The sequence below is a fragment of the Serratia sp. CY47280 genome, from assembly GCF_052168655.1.
In the GTDB taxonomy this organism is placed as follows: Bacteria; Pseudomonadota; Gammaproteobacteria; order Enterobacterales; family Enterobacteriaceae; genus Serratia; species Serratia bockelmannii.
Map to the genome: position 1 here is coordinate 96,935 of NZ_JBJNMG010000006.1, position 20,089 is coordinate 117,023.

Genomic DNA, 20,089 nt, shown 5'->3' on the forward strand with positions numbered 1-20,089 from the left:
GTAAATCCGGCGTGGCGTTTATGCTTGGTAGCGGCGTGTTATTCGGCCAGTTCATCAACGATGAAATCAATCAGCGCCCTTACCGAAGGGGGGAGTCCTTGTCTGGAAGGGTAAAACGCGACAATCTTGTGTTGTTCCAATGTCCAGTCGTCGAGCAGCGTTTTCAGGCTGCCGTCGAGCAGTTCCTGGCGGGCTAATTTCAGCGGCAGGCAGCCCACACCGACGCCTTTTACGATCGATTCCTTGATCAGGCGAATGTCATCGCACACCATGCGCGACTCGTTGTTTATTTTGACTTCGCGATCGGCTTGTTGAAACGTCCAGGCGGCCTGAAGATGGGTCGATAACCACCCGACCGTTGGCAAACTGGAGAGATCTTCGGGCGTATTGATACTTTGGTACTGAATAGTTGCAGAGGGGGCGACCATAAATGCGGTGGGCACAGCGCAAATTCGACGCATCACCAAGTTGCTGTTTTTGGGCTCATCGGCGATGAGTTTTAATGAGAGGTCATACCCTTCAGAAATAATATCCACGTTGCGATTAAATATTTTTACATGCAAATTGACCTTGGGGTATTGCAGCATGAATTTCGCCAGGACTTCCGTTAGGCCAAGATCCAGGAGAATGTTTGAGCAGGTTAGTTTTATTTTTCCAGTGGGTTTTTCGCTTTTGTTAATAATGAGGCATTCCGCTTTCTCTGCGGTGCTAATCATCTGCAGGCAGTACTGATAATATTCTTTTCCTATATCGGTGACCATGAGGTTTCGCGTTGAACGCTGAATAAGTCTGACATTGAGCCTTTTTTCCAAATTGGATATTCGTCTTGATAGCGTCGATTTGGGTATACCAAACTTCTTACTGGCGGAAAGAAATCCACCGCATTCAACTACTCTGGCAAACATAACCATCTCATTGAAATCTATCATATAAAGTTGACCTTCCCAGTGGTGAGATACTCATTCCCAATAATCGTTCTATTTACCCGGCTGGTTCATTGCTAGCCTGATGTCGGAGCGTTTGAAAGCATGCTACATGCTTGGAATGCATGGGGCGATCGGAATTTGATGATTTTGATGATAAAGGAGAAGGGAATGACTTTTAAATATAACCGATTAGATAAGGCACAGGCCGCCGTGTTATTAGTCGATCATCAGACGGGGCTACTGTCCCTGGTTAGAGATCAGGATCCGGATAAATTCAAAAATAATGTTTTGGCGCTGGCCGATCTGGCTAAATACTTCAATTTACCGACGATACTGACCACGAGTTTTGAAAACGGACCGAACGGCCCTTTGGTGCCAGAGCTAAAGCAAACGTTCCCTGACGCCCCCTATATTGCTCGTCCCGGCAATATCAATGCCTGGGATAATGAAGATTTCGTCAAGGCGGTAAAGGCCACGGGCAAGAAACAACTGATCATCGCCGGCGTGGTGACCGAGGTTTGCGTGGCGTTTCCTGCGCTCTCTGCGTTGGAAGAGGGGTATGAGGTTTTCGTCATCACCGACGCATCCGGCACGTTCAATGCGATTACGCGCGATGCGGCTTGGGATCGCATGTCCCAGGCCGGCGCGCAGCTGATGAGTTGGTTTGGCGCGGCGTGCGAATTGCACCGCGATTGGCGAAATGATATCGAAGGGTTGGGGAACCTGTTCTCTCAACATATCCCTGACTATCGCAATCTGATGACCAGCTTCAGTTTGCTGACCTCAGGTAAACAGTAACCCCGGCATCGCTGCATGATTTGGCGCCTTATGGCGCCATTTTTCCTCCCGCCGATCGTGCCGCAGCGGCCTCCGTGCCAGTTGTTTTCCGATAGTTGCCTCTTTCCCGCTTTTTGACTGACCCGGCGCAAATGTTACACTGTGCGGCTGACGCGTATCAGAACCGAAAAGACGATTGGGGACAGGATTTGAGCACAGGAAGCAAGCTGGCGAGGTGGCGCCGCATCGCGGTGTGTCTGACATTGGGGCTATTGTTGGCCGGGTGTTCGGGTAAAAATACCTACAACCGTGACTACGACAAACTGCCAAAGGGCAGCTACACCGGCAAGTCTTACACCGTCAAACGGGGCGATACGCTGTACTACATCGCCTGGATCACCGACAGCGAAGTCAGCGATCTGGCCAGAATCAACAAGATACGCCCGCCTTATAGCCTGGAAGTGGGGCAAAAGCTGCGGCTGAGCGGCAGCGCGCCGACCAAAACCGCCGCCACGCGCCGTAAAACGTCTTCCTCCGCGATCGCCAAGCAAACGCCGCCGCCGGGCGCCGCACGTTGCTGGCGCTGGCCGACCAGCGGCCGGATCGTGCAGGCGTACTCCAATGCCGATGGCGGCAACAAGGGCATCGACATCGCCGGTAAGCGCGGCCAGCCGATCTATGCTTCCGCCAAGGGCAAAGTGGTGTACGTCGGCAACCAGCTGCGCGGCTACGGCAACCTGATCATGATTAAGCACGGCGAAGACTTTATTACCGCCTACGCGCACAACGACACCACGCTGGTGCGCAACGGCCAGGATGTGAAAGCGGGGCAGAAGATTGGCACCATGGGCAGCACCGGCACCGATTCGGTGTTCCTGCATTTCCAGATCCGCTACCGCGCCACCGCGCTCGATCCACAGCGCTATCTGCCGCCGCAGGGATCGTCGCCGTCCTGTTAACATTAATCCGGCTCCTTACGGGGCCGGATGTCAGCTATTTCAGTGGCAGATAAAGATCGGTCACCAGTTCATATTCCGCCACCTCGTGCACGAAGTTGTGGTAGTGGAAATAGAGCGGAAAGTCACGCAGCTCCTCGCCGCTGGCCGGCAACCACTCGCGGTACAGATAGTGGGCACTTTCCGAGAGCCCATCCAGCGAGCCGTGATGGCGCAGCACCGCGCAGCGTCCGGCCGGCAGCGTGCCGTTCACCACGCCAGAGGCGTTGTCCTCCGGGATCGGTGCAGTGACCTCGCCGCAAATGAAGAAGTGGAAGTCTTGCGCGTCGGTGGTGGCCGGATCGTGCGGTGCAATGCCGTAAGTGCGGCTGCTTCTGACCGGCGACAGGCCGCTGGTTTTGCGCCACTCGATAAAGCGTGCGGCGGTTTCGTTGACCAGCGCGGGCGGGCCGCTATGTTCGATCATCGCCACTGGCGTGGCCGGGAAATCGACAATGTCTACCTTCATGGGTTGTTTCCTTTTGTGTTTCGGCTCGGGAAAGCGCTGCTGCCAATCGATCCAGGCCGGCTGTTTGCGAAACTGGCTCGGCGTTTGGCTGAACGCCTGTTTGAAGGCGCGGCTGAAGGACTCCGGGTTTTGAAAACCGGCGTCCAGCGCGATGTCAATCACCGGCTCCAGCGGGTTATACGCCAGGCGGTAAGAGGCGCGTTTAAGCCTCATCCACTGGATATAACGCCACACCGAGATGCCGCAATACGCGCTAAACTGGCGTTGAAAGTGAAAGCGCGAAAAATGGGCCACTTCGCTCAGCGTGTCGACGGTAAGCGCCTCGTCCAGGTGGCGGTCGATATAGTCAAAGACCTGCGCAAAGCGCTTTGCATACGTCTGGGTCATGTGATTGTCTCCTCCATGCCTGAACTTTGCCCGAGTCGCTGCTGCTTCTCCTGACGGATGATGCTGAGTTGCCACCGCAGGAAAACGGAATGGCTGCGGCGTTCGCCGCCGGCCAGGCCAAACTCATAACCCCCGCGCGGCCATGCGCCGCGAGCCCGACCGAGAAGATGAATATTACATGATGGACCGTTCCCGTTTGCTGAAATTCCTACTGCCCTACCTGTGGCCGAAAGACAACCCGCGGCTGCGGGGGTATCTGGTGGTGGCCTTCGTGTTTATGGTGGCGGCCAAGGTCAGCACCACGCTGGTGCCGCTGGCCTACAAAGCGATGGTCGATGCGCTGAGCGGCGAGACGGCGAAAATGCTGGCGGTGCCGCTGGGGCTGATTATCGCCTACGGCGTGGCGCGGGTGGGCGGTGCGCTGTTTGAGGAGCTGCGCAACGTGATGTTTATCCACGTCAGCCAGAACGCCACGCGCCTGTTGGGCGTGCGGGTGTTTCGCCAGCTGCATGCGCTGAGCCTGCGCTTTCATCTGGAGCGCCAGACCGGCGGGCTGTCGCTGTCTATCGAGCGCGGCACCCAGGCGGTGTCCACGGTGCTGTCGCGGCTGCTGTTCTCCATCGTGCCGATCCTGTTCGAACTCTCGCTGGTCACGGCAATCATGTGGCATATGCTGAACGGCTGGTTTGCGCTGGCGATCCTGACCACGGTCGGCTGCTACATTCTGTTCACCGTGCTGGCGGTGAGCTGGCGCACCCGTTTTCGCCGCGAGCTCAACAAGGCCAACGCCGACGCCAACAGCAAATCCATCGACAGCCTGCTGAACTATGAGACCGTGAAGTACTTCGGCAATGAAGCGTTCGAGGCCGAGCGTTTCGATCTGTCGCGCCGGCTGTACGAATACGCCGCCATCAAGAACCAATTCAGTTTTACCGCGATCAACCTGGGGCAAACCGCCATTATCTCGATCGGGCTGATCGTGATGATGGCCATGGCGGCACAGGGCATTACCCAGGGGACGATGACGGTCGGCGACTTCGTGCTGGTCAACGCCTACCTGCTGCAGCTGTATCAGCCGCTGAACTTCTTCGGCTTTATTTATTCCGAGGTGCGCCAGGCGCTGATCGACATGGAGAATATGTTCGATCTGCTGCAGGAAAAGCGTGAGATCGTCGATAGCCCGGATGCGCAGCCGCTGCGCCTCGATCGCGGCGAAGTGCGGTTCGACGCGGTCAGCTTCGGTTACGACACGCGCCGACCAATCCTCAAGCAGGTGAGTTTTACCATTCCGGCAGGCCACACGGTGGCGGTGGTCGGCGCCTCCGGCGCGGGCAAGTCCACGCTGTCGCGCCTGCTGTTCCGCTTCTACGACGTGCAGGGCGGCGCCATTACCCTCGACGGCCAGGACATTCGCCAACTGACCCAGGCCAGCCTGCGGCAGGCGATCGGCATCGTGCCGCAGGATACGGTGCTGTTTAACGATACGCTGCGCTACAACATCGGTTACGGCAAAACCGGCTCCAGCGATGAAGACATCGAGCGGGCGGCGCGGCTGGCGCATATCCATGATTTTATCGTCGGCCTGCCTGACGGTTACGACACCCGGGTGGGTGAGCGCGGGCTGAAGCTGTCGGGCGGTGAAAAGCAGCGGGTGGCGATCGCGCGCACCATCCTGAAAAATCCGGCCATCCTGGTGTTCGACGAGGCGACCAGCGCGCTGGATACCCAGACCGAGCGCGAAATCCAGGGGCATCTGCGCGAGGTGAGCCGCAACCACACCACGCTGGTGATCGCCCACCGGCTCTCCACCGTGGTGGATGCCGATGAGATCATCGTGCTGGAGGCGGGGGAGATCGTCGAGCGCGGGGGGCATGAGGCGCTGTTGGCGGCGAACGGCCGCTACGCTGCCATGTGGCAAACCCAGTACAGCGAAGAGCAGGAACCGCGCTGACGCTGCCGTTCACTCCGCCGATGGCGCGGCCCTGAGCCGTTGTATCACGTAGTCGCAGGCGATGCGGTAATCCTGCTGCAGATCGGTGTCATCCCCGGCCAGGCTACCGCGCAGCCAAAGCCCATCGATCATCGCCGCCAGCCCGCGCGCCGCGTCGCGCGCCTGCTGCAGCGGCAGCTCGCGGCGGAACTGGCTGCAAATATTGGAATAGAGCCGCCGATCGTTGGCGCGCTGTAGGCGGCGCAGCACCGGCTGGTGCATGCTGGCGGCCCAGAAGTCGAGCCAGGCGCGCATGGAAATAGCGTTGGTTTGGCTGGGGTGGAAGTTGCCCTGAATGATGGCGCACAGCTGCGACTGGCTGTCGCTTGCCGCCTGAGCGCGGCACTCGGCCACCGCGTCGCGCAGATCGCGCAGGATCTTGCGCATGGTCGCGCTCAACAATCCTTCTTTATCGCCAAAATAGTGGCTGACGATGCCGGTCGACAGCCCGGCCTCTTTCGCCACCTGAGAGAGGGTGACTCCGGCCAGCCCCACCACGCTGATGGTTTCGAAGGCGGCATTAATCAGCTGCTCCTTGCGCTGCTCAGGAATGTCTCTGCGGTACATATTTTCCCCAACTGATAGGCAAATCACACTTTGAATTTGATTGATTGAACGGTCAATCAATACTCTATATGCTGCGAAAATGTCAAATAAATGACGATAAGATGTTAACTGAAGGTTGCATTTAAATCGTCTGTCTTTCGCATCATGGAAGCCTGCCAATGACAATGAAAACTCCCCCATCGCTTGACGAAGAACCTGTCAGATTAAATGTCCCGGTATTTTTCGGTTCAGCGGCAGTGATCCTGCTGCTGGGATCGCTGATTGTGCTGTTTCCCGCCGCCAGCAAACAGTGGTTGAATGTCGCGCAAAGCTGGGTGGCCGATGTGTTCGGCTGGTATTACATGCTGCTGATGGTCGCCTGCATGGCGTTCGTGTTCTGGCTGGCGCTGTCGCGCTTTGGCCATATTCGCCTGAGCCAGGATGACGAGCCGCCGCAGTTCAGCTACCCCTCCTGGGTGGCGATGCTGTTCTCGTCGGGCATCGGTATTGCGCTGGTGTATTACGGCGCCTATGAGCCGCTGGATCACTTCCTGTCGCCACCGGAAGGCAGCGGCGGCAGCGTGCCGGCGGCGCGGCAGGCGATGGCGCTGACCTTTTTACACTGGGGGCTGCACGGTTGGGCGCTGTATGCGTTGATCGCCACCGCGCTCGCCTATTTCGCCTATTGTCGCGGTTTGCCGCTGGCGCTGCGTTCGGCGCTGTACCCGATCTTCGGCGAGCGTATCCACGGTGGCGTCGGCCATCTGGTGGACAGCTTCGGCATTCTGGTGACGGTTATCTCGATGGTGACCAACCTGGGGATCGGCGCGCTGCTGGTGAACTCGGGGCTGTTTTACCTGTTCGACATCCCGCAAAGCACCGGCGTACTGCTGGCGCTGATCGTGGTGATGATGGTGGTGGCCACGCTGGCGGCGGTCACCGGCGTCGAGAAGGGCATTGCCATGCTGTCGAACATCAACGTCGGCTTCTTGTGCCTGCTGCTGCTGTTCGTGTTTCTGGCTGGCCCGACGCTGAACCTGCTCAACGGCATGTTGCAGAACCTCGGGGATTATCTGACCTCGCTCGTCAGCCGCAGCTTTGATATGTATCTGTACGGCAAGGCGCGCCAATGGCAGGGTGCCTGGACGCTGTTTTATTGGGCCTGGTGGGTGGCGTGGGCGCCGTTCGTCGGGCTGTTTATCGCACGCATTTCCAAAGGCCGCACCATCCGTGAACTGATCTTCGGCGTGTTGCTGATCCCGCTCGGGTTCACGCTGGCGTGGCTGTCGATCTTCGGCAATACCGCCATCAGCCTGGTGCTGGAAGGCGGGCAGGCGATCCTGGGGCAGGTAGCGCAAAGCGATCCGCCGATGGCGGTGTTCAAGCTGTTCGAATACCTGCCCTATACCCAGCTGACCGCCGGTTTCGTGGTGGTGATAAGCTTTGTGCTGTTCCTGACGCCGGTCGACTCCGGCACGCTGATGATAGCTAACCTCTCCTGCCAGGGCGGTTCCGCGCACGATGACGCGCCGGCCTGGCTGCGAGTGTTCTGGGCGGCGGTCACCACGCTGGTGTGCGCCGGGTTGCTGTACGCCGGCAGTTTCAGCGCGATGCAAACCGCGGTGGTGCTGTGCGGCCTGCCGTTCTCGGCGGTGATCGTGCTGTACATGGTCAGCCTGCGCAAGGATCTGCGCGGTTACGCCATGACGCCGGCGATCCCCTGAGGCGGTTTATTCGTCCGCGCGCGGCCGATGATGCACGTACTCGACAATCGTGCCGTCCGGCAGGCGCGCATTGAAACAGGCGCCGGTGGGCACTTCCACCGGGCCGAAGAAGATCTCGGCTCCGGCCGCCAGCAGCCGCTGGTGGTAAGGGTAAATGTCATCGACCAGCAGCGTGCCGACGGTGCTGCGAAAAGGGCGCAGGTTTTCTTCCGCGCCTTCCAGGATCAGAAACGGTCCTACCGCTGCCAGCACCAACCGATGCTCGGGAAAGTCGAAACGCATATCCGCTTCCACGCCGTGCAGCTGCTCGTAAAACGCGATGGCGCGGTCAATCTCGCCTTCGTCGACGTAGACCCGGATCAGCACGCGCGGCTCGCGCAGCGATGAAGAGTCGGCGGTTTTGCGCCAAAAGCTCGCTTCTGTCAGTTTTGCCGTCATTGCTCATTCCTCATGGTGGCTCGTTTCCCCGTCATCATGCCGCCGTTTTGCCGCAGGGATTAGACTGAGTTGTTATGAACTAGCAGCGGCGGAAATAAAAAAGCCCCGGTAACGGGGCAAAGACCAGCTCAGGTCGGAATAGCGGGCTAAAGCGGGCGTCAGGCGCGATGGAATTCCGGTAACACCAGTTGGCCGATCTCCTGCATCGTCTCTTCCAGCGGCCGCTGGTTGCGGCGGAAATGCAGGCCGATGTGGTTGACCCCGGCGTCACGCATGGCGCTCAGTTCCTGAATCAACCCATTGCGGCCGCTCTTGATGCCGAAGCGATGGCGCTGAATCGGCGCGTCGGCGTTATCTGTGAGGTCGAGATGAATAAAGCTGACGTAGGGTTTGTCACCGGCCACGTTACGCCAGAGTTTGACCCGCGAAACGTGGTCCGCAGGCGTGCCGGGATACGACAGCCAGCCATCCATATTTTTTCCCACCCACTCAGGCGTTTGTTGCGCCAGCCCGGCGACCAGCAGCGGCGGCGGCGGCGTGGCCGGTAGCAGGCGCAATCCAGGCTGGAGCGCGCTGTCGGCTTCCCCTTTGAGAATGCCGACGCTGGTGCGAAAGCGTTCACCGCGCGCGGCGTAATCGGCGCCGAACAGCGGGTATTCCACAGGGCGATCGCCGCTGGCGACGCCGAGCAGCAGACGATCGCCGCTCAGCGTTTGCAGCGTGGAAGCCGCTTTGCGTACCAGCCACGGCTGGCGCAGCGGCAGCACCACGGCCGCGGTGCCCAGCAGAATATTGCGCGTCAGGCTGGACAGGTAGCCGAGGTAGGTAAAGGTCTCAAACACCTGCGCGGCGTCGCCGAAGTCCGGATCGTACAGCGGCACGTCGCGAACCCAGGCGGCGCGAAAGCCGAGCTCATCGGCCAGCTTGATGCGCGCAGCGTGTTCGCTCATGTCCGGCACGCCGAACGGTCGCCCATCCTGCTGGCGTTTCAGCTGCCCGCTGGTGGACCAATCGTTGTCCAGCGGCAACTCGATGCCGATGGAAAGCGGCTCCCGGGTTAGTTTTTCGATGCTCATGTGTCACTCCGTCTCTGGCCTTGCGGCGCGGTGTCGAACGATGGCACGAAGTGTTGCATGGCGCTTAATTGAGATAAACAGCCCTAATCGCAATAGATAATTGCTGTTGCGAGCATAATTACTTTGCAGGATACGGCATGATTGCCGTGATTTACGTCACGCTCTGCGCTTTTGTTATTGTCCAGATTAAATGATGTAACCCTGCCAATAGCCTTTCCCTCGTAAGAGTTATTTTGTTGTGCGGTCATGAAATAAAACGAAATGATTCAATAGATAAAAACGAATCCGAATGCTGCCTATCGTTAACTGAAAGGGGATAACAAATTAATAAACCTGAAGAGTTAATGGTGAGATTATTCACAGATGGCGTGAAAATAGGCATTTTTAACCGCGGGAAAATACCCGTTATTATTTTATTGTCTGTAAAAACAAAGTGATAAAATATCTGATTGTGATAATTCTATTTTAAAATAGTACCGGATAAAAACTTCATTCGTCTCTAAGAAAGCGCCGGTTGACAGACCGCCGGCTTGCGATAATTTTATGTCATTAATATGTTAATGAGTTGTTGTCGTGACGGAGGGCCAATGTCTCTCTTGGCCGAGCGCTTAATACACTTATGCCATGGCGGGTCGCCATTCATAAGTTAACTTATGGACAAATGACGCTATGAATACATCGCCAGGGCCTCGCCGCGCATTAAGTGAAGAGAACCGGTTGCTGATTATTTTATTTTTCGTCTTCGGCTGCGTGTTCGTCGATCGTCTGACCATCTCGTTTCTGTTTCCGATGATTGCCGCCGACCTCAAGCTCAGCAACGTGCATCTCGGCACGCTGTCGGCGGTGCTGGCATTGACTTGGGCGCTGTCTGGCGCGGGGCTGGGGGCGATAGCCGATCGCTTTAATATCCGCAAACCGATGCTGATCCTGTCGATCCTGGTGTTTTCGCTGTTCTCCGCGTTGTCGGGATTGGTCAGCGGGTTTGCCATGCTATTGATCTTCCGGGCGCTCATGGGGATCGCCGAAGGGCCGGTTTTGCCGATCGCGCAATCGTTGATGGTGGAAAAATCGCAGCCGCAGCGCCGCGGTTTCAACATGGGATTGATCCAGGGCGCGGCGCCGGGGCTGCTGGGCGGCATTATCGCGCCGCCGCTGATCATCTATCTGGCGCAGAAGTGGGGCTGGAGCATGGCGTTTCACCTGACCGCCGTGCCGGGCATCATTCTGGCGTGGTTGATCTATCGCCATGTGAACGGCAAAAAAGATCCCGCCTTTATCGCCGCGCCGGCGACCGGTAAGGCGGCGGGCAAAGCCGCTTACGGCGAGCTGTTCAAAATCAAGAACGTGGCGCTGTGCATTCTGATTTCCTGCGTGTTCGTCACCTGGTTCATGATCATCATTACCTTCACCCCTAACTTTTTGGTGACCGACCGTGGCTTCGGTGAAGGCACGATGGGCGGCATCATGAGCGCCATCGGCGCCGCCTGGGTCTTCTGGGGCGTGGCGGTACCGGCGATCTCCGATCGCCTCGGGCGCAAACCGACGTTGATTTTCTTTTCGCTGCTGGCGGTGTGCTGCCCGCTGTTCCTGAGCTACGTCGACAACCCGTGGCTGCTGGGCGTGCTGGTGTTCCTGTCTTATACCGGCCTCGGCTGCTTCACGCTGTTTATGGCCACTATCCCGTCGGAAACGGTGTCGCCGGCACGCATCGCCACCGCGTTGGGGCTGGTGATGGGGATCGGCGAGGTGATTGGCGGCTGCCTGGCGCCGTTTATCGCCGGGCTGATCGCCGATCGCTATGGCCTGGTCAGCGTGATGTGGCTGGCGGCTGCCGGCGCGGTCTGCGCCGGCGTACTGAGCTGTTTTCTCGATGAAACTGCACCCGCGGTGGTGAGCCGCAGAACGGTGAAACCGGCGAGCGTTGCCGACGTGTAAGACGGTTTTATCCCATTCAATCAAGGAGAGCGAAGATGTCAGCAGAACAATCCGTACTGAATCAAAATGCCGAACCGGACTGGAAGAATTACGACGATTTCGCACGCGGCATCGACACCAACCGGTTGCCGGGCACCCAGGACTGGCGCGGCAAAACATTGCAGATCGCCTTTGAAGACGGCGGGGACTTCACGCTGCGTTTCAGCGCCGATCGGCAGCGGGTGCTCTGGGCCTGGGGCGGGGAGAGCGGCGAGGACGCTTACGAAGAGGTGCAAACCTCCGCCGCACGCTATTTCTTCAATATTCCGCTGCAGTCGCCGGGCAACGAATGCCTGACGCTGGTGCTCAACCGCGACAGCGGCCGGGCGCTGCTGGTGCGCAGCACGCTACTGCCTGAACATGCGGTAGAAAAGGGGTCTCGCCTCAAGCAAAGCTTCCACGTTGGGCTGATTGCAGGCGTCACGCCGGGCGGCATCGCACCGCATTTGACCCGCGAGCTGATCGGCTATCGCACGCTGAACGTCTACAGCCCCAACCATTACTACGAGCACTTCTACGTCAACACCGAGCGCTACGCCTGGCAAAACCTGCGCGGCGAACAGTTCGGCCACGGCGACATGGACTACGCCACTTACTACAAGTTTGAGGATGAGATGTTCCTGTTCACCTTCCGGGAAAAGATTATCCCGGTGTGCTCGGTGTTCTTCTTCGACTTTATCTCCGGACGCTGCACCGGCACCTTCCTCGGGCTGGACGCCGCCGGCCGGGTGCTGGTGTCACCGGCCGGGGCATTCATCAGCAAGATGAGCTACAACGCGTACCCGGAGGGCGTGCAGCCGCTGTGAATCAGGCGTTTCTGACCAGCGATCCGGCGTTGATCTCCGTGATGGATTTCGCGCCGGTGAGCGTCATAGCGACGCGCATTTCCTTGTCGATCAGATCCAGCAAGTTGGCCACCCCGGCTTCGCCCGCCGCCGCCAGCGCATAGACGAAGGCGCGCCCCAGCAGCACGCTGTCGGCGCCCAGCGCGATCATGCGCACCACGTCCAGGCCGCTGCGGATGCCGGAGTCGGCCAACAGGGTAATGTCGCCTTTCACTGCGTCGGCGATCGCCGGCATGGCGCGCGCGGTCGACAGCACGCCGTCCAGCTGGCGGCCGCCGTGGTTGGAGACGATGATGCCGTCGGCGCCGAAGCGCACCGCGTCTTTGGCGTCTTCCGGATCCAGAATGCCTTTGATGATCATCGGGCCGTCCCAGAATTCGCGGATCCACTCCAGATCTTTCCAGGAAATCGACGGATCGAAGTTGGCGCCCAGCCAGCCGATGTAGTCTTCCAGGCTGGTCGGTTTGCCGCGGTAGGCCGAGACGTTGCCCAGATCGTGCGGCTTGCCGAACAGGCCGACATCCCAGGCCCACTGCGGATGGGTAAACGCCTGCAGCACGCGGCGCAGGGCGGCGTTAGGGCCGCTCATTCCCGAGTGGGCGTCGCGGTAACGGGCGCCGGGCACCGGCATGTCGACGGTAAACACCAGCGTTTTCACGCCGGCGGCCTTGGCGCGCTCCAGTGCGTTGCGCATAAAGCCGCGATCTTTCAGCACGTAGAGCTGGAACCACATCGGCCGATCGATCGCCGGCGCTACCTCTTCGATCGGGCAGACCGACACGGTGGACAGCGTGAACGGAATGCCTTTTTTGGCCGCGGCACGCGCGGCCTGCACTTCGCCGCGGCGGGCGTACATGCCGGTCAGCCCCACCGGCCCCAGCGCTACCGGCATCGCCAGCTGCTCGCCGAACAGCGTGGTCTCCAGGCTGAGTTCGGACATATTGCGCAGCACGCGCTGGCGCAGGGCAATATCGGCCAGATCTGCGGTATTGCGCTTCAGCGTATGCTCCGCGTAGGCCCCGCCGTCGATGTAGTGAAACAGAAACGGCGGCAGTTTGGCCTGGGCGGCGGCCCGGTAGTCGGTTGACGCGGAGATGATCATAGTGTTTACCTTCTTGTCTTGCTTGCGATAACGAGTGTTCAGTCAGAGCGTGAGGATCGCTGCCATACCGGCCGCAATCCCGCCGTACGCCAGCATCGGCAGCACGGTCTTTCTGATGATTTTGCCTTCGGCGTTACCGATCCCGAGGATCGAACAGACCGCGATAATGTTGTTCAGGCACACCATGTTGCCCATGGCGCCGCCGACGGACTGCAGGGCCAGCGTCAGATTGACGTCAAGGCCGCTGCTCTGGGCGATCGATTGCTGAATGCCGCCGAACGTCAGGTTCGAAACGGTATTGGAACCGGAGAAGAACGAGCCCAGCGCACCGAGGAACGAAGAGAACAGCAGCCAGCTCTCGCCGGTCAGCGCCGCCAACGCTTTCCCGATCAGGATCACCGGCGCGTTGTCGCCGCCCTGCATCATCAGGTTGACCATCACCAGCGCGCCGAAAAGCGCGATAAAGGGCCGCGCGATGCGCCCGCCGGTTTCGCTGAACATTTGCCGCACCTGGCCGCCATTCAGACGGAACAGCGGAATACACAGCACCACCACCAACAGGAACGGGATCAGCGCCGGGACATACAGCGTTTTGTAGCCGGCGGCGGCGGAGGTGCCCAGTACCTGCTGCAGTTCGACGATCAGCGCCTGACTAATGCGCAGCTCCCCGAGCCAGCCGAGGTTTTCCTGCCACAGCAGCGTGGTGTTGTTGAGCAGCGCCTTCAGGCCCAACTGATGCACGCGCGTCACTATCAGAATAGCAATCAGTAGCAGGGTCGGGGTCATGGCCTTGACCACCTGCAAGAACGGCACCGCCTGCCCGGCGTTCTGCAGTTTGTCGCTGCGGGCGAGACCGATGCCGCCGCGTGCCAGCAGCACCGAGAGCGCCAGGCCGATGGCGCCGCCGACCAGCGCCGGGAACTCATAGTTCACCTGGGCCAGCAGCAGATAGGGCAGGGTGCAGCTCAGCACGCTGAGCAGGATAAACGGCAGGTTACGGCGGATATCCTGCCAGGAAACGATAAAGCGCAGCGCCAGCAGAGGAATGACGAAGCCGGCGATGAAGTGGATCAGCGCGGTTTGCCGGCCGATCTCCAGCAGGCTGGCGTCCGACAGGCCGAGATTGGCAAAGCCGAACCAGGTGGGGGTGCCCACGGCGCCGAAGGAGACCGGTACCGAGTTCATTACCAGCGTCAGCAGGGCGACGCGCAGCGGGTTGAAGCCCAGCCCGACCAGAATCGGCGCGGCGATGGCGGCCGGGGTGCCGAAGCCGCTGGCACCCTCGATCATAAAGGCGAATGCCCAGCCGATAATCATCAGCTGAGCCACGGGATTGGGGCTGATGGTTTCCAGCCAGCGCCGCACCACGTTTTCCGCGCCGCTTACCTGCATCAGTTTGTTGAGCAGGATGGCGCCGGCGATGATGGTGATCGGCGTCAGCGTCGACACCAGCGCGGTGATGATATTCGCATGCAGCAGCCGCAGCGAGGCATCGAACCACAGGAGCTGTACGGCATACACCGCGGCGGCCGTCAGCGGCAGGGCGAGATAAGAGGGCACGCCATTCCTTTTGGTCATCATCCAAATCAGTAGGACGATGGGCGCAATACTAAAAAGCAGGGGCATAAGATCCTCAGGGTTATTATTTTTATGGGCAGAGATATGTAGCTGAAAGGTTAATTACCGCAACATTTTCATTCTAATCACAACGTTGGTGACGATGCCATGCGGTAATTTTTTAACATCGGCGAACGGCGTCGGCGGTGAGAAAATCGCCGGTAGAAGGGGTTAAATTAATTGATTTAAAATCAGTGTGATAGGGATCTTTGCTGTGTGATGAGTGCGCGAGCTCACATTAATTAGGCGCTAATGTTCAATAGATTATGTCCAAAAATGCCGTAATCCCCGCGGTCTTTTGCGGCAGCGGGGAAATAATCAGAGAGGACCATTCAGAAGTAGTGGCTGATATTTTGGTAGGAACCGATGATATGTTCGATCAGCAGGCGAGTTTTTAACGGCAGATTGCGGGTGTAAGGATAGACGGCGTAAATGCCCAATACCTTGCCGCAGTGGCCGGCCAGGATCTCCGTCAGTTTGCCGTCCTGCAAATCCTCATACACCATGCAGCGCGGCACCATGGCGATGCCGTGGCCGCCGATCACCGCTTTGCGGATCGCCCGCGCATTGTTGGCCGACAGGTTGCCGTTAACCTGCAGCTCGTAGATTTCGTTGCGCCCCGGCCGTTTTATCAGCCAGTTGGCGGTGCCGCTCTCCTGGTAGGTGTAGGTCAGGCAATTGTGGCCGAGCAGGTCTTCGGCGCTGCGCGGTTCCGGGTGGCTTTTCAAATAGCCCGGCGAGCAGACGATCACCCAGCGGGAATCGAAGATCGGCCGGGCAATCAGGCTCGAATCTGGCATAGTGCCGGTACGGATCGCCAGATCGATGCCTTCTTCCACCAGATCGACGAAGCGGTTTTCCAGCCGCATTTCGACCTTTAGACTGGGATGCAGTGCGCAAAACTCCGCCACGCTCTCGCTCAGCAGCAGCTCGCCCGAAATGGTCGGCACCGACATGCGGATGGTACCGGTTAATTCTTCGCTTTTTTCGCTGACGGCGTACAGTGCCTCCTGCACTTTGGCGCCGATCTCTTTGGCCTGTTGGTAGAGCGCCTGGCCGCTTTCGGTCAGCGTCAGGCTGCGCGTGGTGCGGTACAGCAGCCGGGCGCCCAGGGATTTCTCCAGCCGCCCGATGCGTTTACTGACCACCGAACTGGTGATGCCGGCGCTCTCCGCGGCCTTGCTGAACGAGCCGTAGTCGACAATCAGGGCGAACAGAATCAGGTCGTTGGCGTATTCGTGAGTGGCGAGCATAATCGGCTGTTCCCTTCAGCGGATAGAGGCGTCAGTGTAAGTCTCTCGTTTCAATAAGCAATCATCAAAATGCCCTTGGCGTCGAAATCAGAGGCTGCGCGAGCAATGAGAATTCGTCTTGATCTCATTCTCGTGCCGCTTACAATGCCTGCCAGATCGCGACTTCAGAGGTTTTTTCATGGAACTGCTACGGGTGGTTTATCACCAGTATCGTTGGCCATTTCTGGCGGTTATGGCATTGACCATGACCAGCGCCGGCTTAGGCATCGGTATTATTGCGTTTATCAATCAATACCTGATGGACGCCGGCGGCGATGCGTTGGCCGTACTGCCAATGTTTCTCGCCCTGCTGGCATTGCTGATGGCGGTCACGCTGGGATCGCAATTGGCGCTGACGACATTGGGCCATTACTTCGTCTACCGCCTGCGCGGGCAGTTAGTGAAGCGCATCCTGGATACCGATATTGAACGCCTTGAACAGTTAGGCAGCGCCTCATTGTTGGCGAGCCTGTCCAGCGATGTCCGCAATATCACCGTCGCCTTCGTGCGCTTGCCCGAACTGGTGCAAGGGGTGATTTTAACCTTGGGGTCGGCGGCCTATCTGGGGTGGTTATCGCCGAAAATGTTGGCGGTGACGGCGGTGTGGGTCGCCGTCACCGTGGTGGGCAGCGGCTGCCTGGTCTCGCGGGTTTATCGCCATATGGCCAGTTTGCGCGAGTCGGAAGAGCGTCTCTATCATCATTACGAATCGGTGATTGACGGTCGCAAGGAACTGACGTTAAACCGCAAGCGAGCGCAGGCGCTGTACGAACAGACCTATCAACCCGATGCGCAAGCTTACCGCCACCATATCATTCGCGCCGATACCTTCCATTTGAGTGCGCTCAACTGGTCAAATATCATGATGTTAGGCGCGATTGGGCTGGTGTTCTTTATGGCTAACAGCCTGGGATGGGCGGACTCGGCGGTGGCTGCCACCTATTCCCTGACGCTGCTGTTCTTGCGCACGCCATTACTGCAGGCGGTGGGGGCGTTTCCGACGCTGGTCAGCGCCGAAGTCGCCTTCAACAAGCTGAAGACGCTGCACTTGGCCGAGTACCAACCGGCGTTCCCTGTCGCCGCCTGCCGTTCCTGGCAGACGCTGGAGCTGCGTGACGTGGTTTTTCACTATGCAGATAAGGAACAGCAGCCCGGTTTTGCCGTCGGGCCGCTTAATCTGACGCTGCGGCGTGGCGAGCTGGTCTTTTTGATCGGCGGCAACGGCAGCGGCAAGTCAACGCTGGCGATGCTGTTGACCGGATTGTACCGACCGGTGAGCGGCCACATCGTGCTGGATGGCGTCGCCCAGACCGCGGCGGATATGCCGGACTACCGCCGGCTATTTTCGGCGATTTTCACCGATTTTCATCAGTTCGATCGTTTACAAGGGCCGGAAGGCGGTGAACCCGATGCGAAGCTGGTCGCCGCCTGGCTCGAGCGGTTGAATATGAAAAGCAAACTGCAGTTCGACGGCACCAGGGTGACCAATCCGCAACTGTCGCAGGGGCAGCGCAAGCGTCTGGCTTTGCTGCTGGCGGTGGCGGAACAACGTGATATCTTGCTGTTGGATGAATGGGCCGCGGATCAGGATCCGCAATTCCGGCGCATTTTCTATCGTGAACTATTGCCAGAACTGCGTGCGCTGGGCAAAACGGTGTTTGCCATCAGCCATGACGATCACTATTTCGAATACGCCGATCGGTTGCTTGAGATGCGCTCGGGTCATTTACGTGAGCTGACCGGCAGCGAGCGTGAACATGCCAGCCGGGATTCCGTCAGCAGAATCGGTTAACTCACGCCGGCCCGGGCGAGACCAAAGCGGGCCGGTGCTTCTCTTCGTATGACCCCAGTATGTCGTTTCATTTTATCCCCCGCCTTTAGCGCTGTCTGTTGTCGATTTGGCTTACGGCCAGTCAAATAATTGATAGTTGAATTATTTACCAGTGGTTTAATTTTGACCTTTCAAGGTATGACACACTGCACGTTCGTTCGCCTATCAATTCAAGTTATCGCCTGCCGATAACAGTGATATCCACGGTGCCGTTCTTACCAGGGCGGTAATGCAGATCTATGGCTAGCAGCTGTTTTTTAAATTTCCATAGGAAAAAACGACTTTATCGATCGTTAAAACAGATCGATAATTAATGTTTGAATGGTTTAATCTATTGGTTGAGGGCGCTGTGGTGAGCAAGGATGGATCTGATATCAAACGTAGAGCATGGCTGTGTGTGTTTATCGGTAGCGGGCTATTCTGGCTGTTAACCGCCGCCGTGATTTACTGGTTACTGAGTTAGCAGGTTAAGCAGGAAGGCGATTCGTGAACAAAAAGCAGGCTAAAAACCGTGAGGGCGCTGAGCGTCGCGCACCGTCCAAAATTCCGCCGTCATGGGTGCTGAGCGATGAGCAGCGCGCCTTTATTGAAGATTTATGGCAGGACACCGACTCTGAGGCGGCGCGGCCCCCATCGCGCCGCAGCGTTAGCTGATCACGCGGCTGCGGCCGGCCAACGCGCCGAACAGCATTTGCAAGACGGTCAGGCACAGCAGGGCGATCAACGGCCAGCGCCAGCCTTCCGTCAGATCGTGCAGTAAGCCAAATAGGGTGGGCCCCAGCGCCGCTAACAGATAACCGACGGATTGCGCCATACCCGACAGCAGCGTCGCCTGATGATGATGCTGACTGCGCAATCCAAAGAACGACAGCGCCAGCACCAGCGAACTCCCCGCCCCCAACCCGGCAAACGTCAGCCACACCAGTGAACTGGCGGGTTGCACCAATAATCCCCCGACGCCGATGAAGATCAGCAGCGAGCTGCCCAACGCTATTGCCCGCTGATCGCGCGCACGCGGCAAAATCACCACCATGACAAAGTTGGCGACGATTGCCACCACCTGGTAAACGAACAGTTCGAAACCCGCCTGCTGAGCGGAGGTGCCGTGGCTGGCGGCAAAGGCGCTGAACCAGCCGATGATGGTGTAGAAGGCGATCGATTGCAGCCCCATGAACATCGCTACTTGCCAACCCAGTGCGCTGCCCCAGGGAGAGCGATAGCGTTGCAGCTCTGTTGGCTGCGGCTCTTTGGGGACGGGGGTGGCGGAGCGCCGCAGCTGCGGCAGCCACACCAACAGCGCCAGCAGCGCGGGCAAACCCCAACACAGCAAAGAGAACCGCCAGCCGAGGTTGGCCAGGGAGGCCAGTGGCACGGCCAGGCCGGAAGCGATGGCGGCAACCAGTGACATCACCGCCGCATAGGCAGCGATCATCGCGGCGGCGCGATGTGGGAAATCTCTTTTCACCAGCGTTGGCAGCACCACGTTGGCGAAGGCGATGGCGGCGCCGATCAGGACGCTGCCCGGCCAGAGCATGGCGTCTTGCGGCAGGGAACGTAGCACGATACCGCAGACCAGCAGCGCGAGGGCCAGGCCCAGGGTGCGCTCGATGCCGATGCGTTTCGCCAGCGCTGGGGTCAGCGGCGAGAGAACGGCGAACAGGATCAGCGGCAGTGAGTTGATCAGGCCGGCGGCGGTGGCGGACAACGCCAGCTGTTGCTGGATCTGCTCCAGCAGCGGGCCGACGCTGGTCAGGGCGGCGCGCAGGTTGGCCGCGATCAGCATAATGCCGACGATCAGCAAAATAGGGCGGTGTAACCGGCGACGCGGGGTCGCGGTGGACGCTGGGGATGAAGCGGGTTGCGGCATGGGTTCCTCGCACCAGGGCATGCAGTCAATCAGCGCTGCATGGCGTGATGCGTTGATTGACGTTAACGCTTACGTACCGACAAGGGGCCGATATCTGATCGCAAGTGTAGGGAAGATGGCTCGTACTGACAAGGGGATGGCCCGGCGGGATGGTGGCGGTTAATCCCCACCGGCCGCAGGATAATTATCATTATGTGATCCTGGTCACTGAGTGAACTAAAAGTCATGGCGTG

General features: G+C 58.8%; 17 protein-coding genes. 8 read left to right on the plus strand and 9 right to left on the minus strand.

Annotated elements, in window-relative coordinates; genetic code table 11:
* Nucleotides 1-38: 38 nt before the first annotated feature.
* Entirely contained in the window at nucleotides 39-905 is an 867-nt protein-coding gene (locus ACJ8J4_RS20270; protein WP_158523427.1) for a LysR substrate-binding domain-containing protein, read from the minus strand.
* Nucleotides 906-1,094: 189 nt separating this feature from the next.
* On the opposite strand from ACJ8J4_RS20270, the gene ycaC reads away from it, so the two are divergent.
* Together ycaC and actS are read left to right on the plus strand one after the other, a co-directional pair.
* A complete protein-coding gene (ycaC, locus tag ACJ8J4_RS20275; protein ID WP_025304103.1) occupies nucleotides 1,095-1,724 on the plus strand; it encodes an isochorismate family cysteine hydrolase YcaC in 630 nt (209 codons plus the stop codon).
* A gap of 188 nt (nucleotides 1,725-1,912) precedes the next feature.
* Nucleotides 1,913-2,662: an amidase activator ActS gene (gene actS / locus ACJ8J4_RS20280; protein WP_025304102.1), complete on the plus strand. Its 750-nt coding sequence runs from the start codon at nucleotides 1,913-1,915 to the stop codon at nucleotides 2,660-2,662.
* A gap of 34 nt (nucleotides 2,663-2,696) precedes the next feature.
* Here actS and ACJ8J4_RS20285 read toward each other — a convergent pair whose 3' ends face one another.
* A complete protein-coding gene (locus ACJ8J4_RS20285; RefSeq protein WP_043142553.1) occupies nucleotides 2,697-3,554 on the minus strand; it encodes an AraC family transcriptional regulator in 858 nt (285 codons plus the stop codon).
* Nucleotides 3,555-3,735: 181 nt separating this feature from the next.
* Between ACJ8J4_RS20285 and ACJ8J4_RS20290 the strand changes: the two genes are divergently transcribed.
* On the plus strand, nucleotides 3,736-5,505 hold the full coding sequence (locus ACJ8J4_RS20290; protein WP_060448450.1) for an ABCB family ABC transporter ATP-binding protein/permease: 1,770 nt from the start codon (nucleotides 3,736-3,738) through the stop codon (nucleotides 5,503-5,505).
* A 9-nt stretch (nucleotides 5,506-5,514) separates the two neighbouring features.
* Here ACJ8J4_RS20290 and betI read toward each other — a convergent pair whose 3' ends face one another.
* Nucleotides 5,515-6,111, minus strand: a complete 597-nt coding sequence (gene betI, locus ACJ8J4_RS20295) for a transcriptional regulator BetI (protein WP_025304099.1) — start codon at nucleotides 6,109-6,111, stop codon at nucleotides 5,515-5,517.
* Between the two features lie 158 nt (nucleotides 6,112-6,269).
* Between betI and ACJ8J4_RS20300 the strand changes: the two genes are divergently transcribed.
* Nucleotides 6,270-7,814, plus strand: coding sequence for a BCCT family transporter (locus ACJ8J4_RS20300; protein ID WP_049296183.1), 1,545 nt, complete (start codon nucleotides 6,270-6,272; stop codon nucleotides 7,812-7,814).
* A gap of 6 nt (nucleotides 7,815-7,820) precedes the next feature.
* On the opposite strand, the gene ACJ8J4_RS20305 is transcribed toward ACJ8J4_RS20300, so the two are convergent.
* Entirely contained in the window at nucleotides 7,821-8,252 is a 432-nt protein-coding gene (locus ACJ8J4_RS20305; RefSeq protein ID WP_038629881.1) for a VOC family protein, read from the minus strand.
* A 158-nt stretch (nucleotides 8,253-8,410) separates the two neighbouring features.
* Nucleotides 8,411-9,328, minus strand: a complete 918-nt coding sequence (locus ACJ8J4_RS20310) for a TIGR03571 family LLM class oxidoreductase (RefSeq protein ID WP_025304096.1) — start codon at nucleotides 9,326-9,328, stop codon at nucleotides 8,411-8,413.
* A 717-nt stretch (nucleotides 9,329-10,045) separates the two neighbouring features.
* On the opposite strand from ACJ8J4_RS20310, the gene ACJ8J4_RS20315 reads away from it, so the two are divergent.
* On the plus strand, nucleotides 10,046-11,263 hold the full coding sequence (locus ACJ8J4_RS20315) for an MFS transporter (protein WP_043139766.1): 1,218 nt from the start codon (nucleotides 10,046-10,048) through the stop codon (nucleotides 11,261-11,263).
* A 35-nt stretch (nucleotides 11,264-11,298) separates the two neighbouring features.
* On the plus strand, nucleotides 11,299-12,108 hold the full coding sequence (locus ACJ8J4_RS20320) for a MoaF C-terminal domain-containing protein (RefSeq protein WP_038629879.1): 810 nt from the start codon (nucleotides 11,299-11,301) through the stop codon (nucleotides 12,106-12,108).
* 1 nt (nucleotide 12,109) lies between these two features.
* Here ACJ8J4_RS20320 and lldD read toward each other — a convergent pair whose 3' ends face one another.
* From lldD to ACJ8J4_RS20335, 3 genes are all read right to left on the minus strand, one after another.
* Entirely contained in the window at nucleotides 12,110-13,249 is a 1,140-nt protein-coding gene (gene lldD, locus ACJ8J4_RS20325; protein ID WP_025304093.1) for an FMN-dependent L-lactate dehydrogenase LldD, read from the minus strand.
* 42 nt (nucleotides 13,250-13,291) lie between these two features.
* Entirely contained in the window at nucleotides 13,292-14,875 is a 1,584-nt protein-coding gene (locus tag ACJ8J4_RS20330; protein WP_043139775.1) for an L-lactate permease, read from the minus strand.
* A gap of 323 nt (nucleotides 14,876-15,198) precedes the next feature.
* On the minus strand, nucleotides 15,199-16,119 hold the full coding sequence (locus ACJ8J4_RS20335; RefSeq protein ID WP_442516102.1) for a LysR family transcriptional regulator: 921 nt from the start codon (nucleotides 16,117-16,119) through the stop codon (nucleotides 15,199-15,201).
* 178 nt (nucleotides 16,120-16,297) lie between these two features.
* On the opposite strand from ACJ8J4_RS20335, the gene ACJ8J4_RS20340 reads away from it, so the two are divergent.
* Together ACJ8J4_RS20340 and ACJ8J4_RS20345 are read left to right on the plus strand one after the other, a co-directional pair.
* On the plus strand, nucleotides 16,298-17,950 hold the full coding sequence (locus ACJ8J4_RS20340) for a multidrug ABC transporter permease/ATP-binding protein (protein ID WP_025304090.1): 1,653 nt from the start codon (nucleotides 16,298-16,300) through the stop codon (nucleotides 17,948-17,950).
* 388 nt (nucleotides 17,951-18,338) lie between these two features.
* Complete coding sequence (locus ACJ8J4_RS20345) at nucleotides 18,339-18,452, plus strand: YmiA family putative membrane protein (RefSeq protein ID WP_049232362.1); 114 nt, start codon at nucleotides 18,339-18,341, stop codon at nucleotides 18,450-18,452.
* A 183-nt stretch (nucleotides 18,453-18,635) separates the two neighbouring features.
* Here ACJ8J4_RS20345 and ACJ8J4_RS20350 read toward each other — a convergent pair whose 3' ends face one another.
* On the minus strand, nucleotides 18,636-19,856 hold the full coding sequence (locus ACJ8J4_RS20350; RefSeq protein ID WP_264383742.1) for a CynX/NimT family MFS transporter: 1,221 nt from the start codon (nucleotides 19,854-19,856) through the stop codon (nucleotides 18,636-18,638).
* Between the last annotated feature and the right edge of the window lie 233 nt (nucleotides 19,857-20,089).

Excerpts from the sequence above, each read along its gene's own strand:
- ACJ8J4_RS20320 (WP_038629879.1), top strand. The coding sequence starts at position 11,299 with ATGTCAGCAGAACAATCCGTACTGAATCAAAATGCCGAACCGGACTGG.
- ACJ8J4_RS20335 (WP_442516102.1), bottom strand. The coding sequence starts at position 16,119 with ATGCTCGCCACTCACGAATACGCCAACGACCTGATTCTGTTCGCCCTG.
- ycaC (WP_025304103.1), top strand. The coding sequence starts at position 1,095 with ATGACTTTTAAATATAACCGATTAGATAAGGCACAGGCCGCCGTGTTA.
- ACJ8J4_RS20285 (WP_043142553.1), bottom strand. The coding sequence starts at position 3,554 with ATGACCCAGACGTATGCAAAGCGCTTTGCGCAGGTCTTTGACTATATC.
- ACJ8J4_RS20290 (WP_060448450.1), top strand. The coding sequence starts at position 3,736 with ATGGACCGTTCCCGTTTGCTGAAATTCCTACTGCCCTACCTGTGGCCG.
- ACJ8J4_RS20350 (WP_264383742.1), bottom strand. The coding sequence starts at position 19,856 with ATGCCGCAACCCGCTTCATCCCCAGCGTCCACCGCGACCCCGCGTCGC.
- ACJ8J4_RS20270 (WP_158523427.1), bottom strand. The coding sequence starts at position 905 with ATGTTTGCCAGAGTAGTTGAATGCGGTGGATTTCTTTCCGCCAGTAAG.
- ACJ8J4_RS20310 (WP_025304096.1), bottom strand. The coding sequence starts at position 9,328 with ATGAGCATCGAAAAACTAACCCGGGAGCCGCTTTCCATCGGCATCGAG.
- betI (WP_025304099.1), bottom strand. The coding sequence starts at position 6,111 with ATGTACCGCAGAGACATTCCTGAGCAGCGCAAGGAGCAGCTGATTAAT.
- ACJ8J4_RS20340 (WP_025304090.1), top strand. The coding sequence starts at position 16,298 with ATGGAACTGCTACGGGTGGTTTATCACCAGTATCGTTGGCCATTTCTG.
- ACJ8J4_RS20330 (WP_043139775.1), bottom strand. The coding sequence starts at position 14,875 with ATGCCCCTGCTTTTTAGTATTGCGCCCATCGTCCTACTGATTTGGATG.
- ACJ8J4_RS20300 (WP_049296183.1), top strand. The coding sequence starts at position 6,270 with ATGACAATGAAAACTCCCCCATCGCTTGACGAAGAACCTGTCAGATTA.
- ACJ8J4_RS20305 (WP_038629881.1), bottom strand. The coding sequence starts at position 8,252 with ATGACGGCAAAACTGACAGAAGCGAGCTTTTGGCGCAAAACCGCCGAC.
- lldD (WP_025304093.1), bottom strand. The coding sequence starts at position 13,249 with ATGATCATCTCCGCGTCAACCGACTACCGGGCCGCCGCCCAGGCCAAA.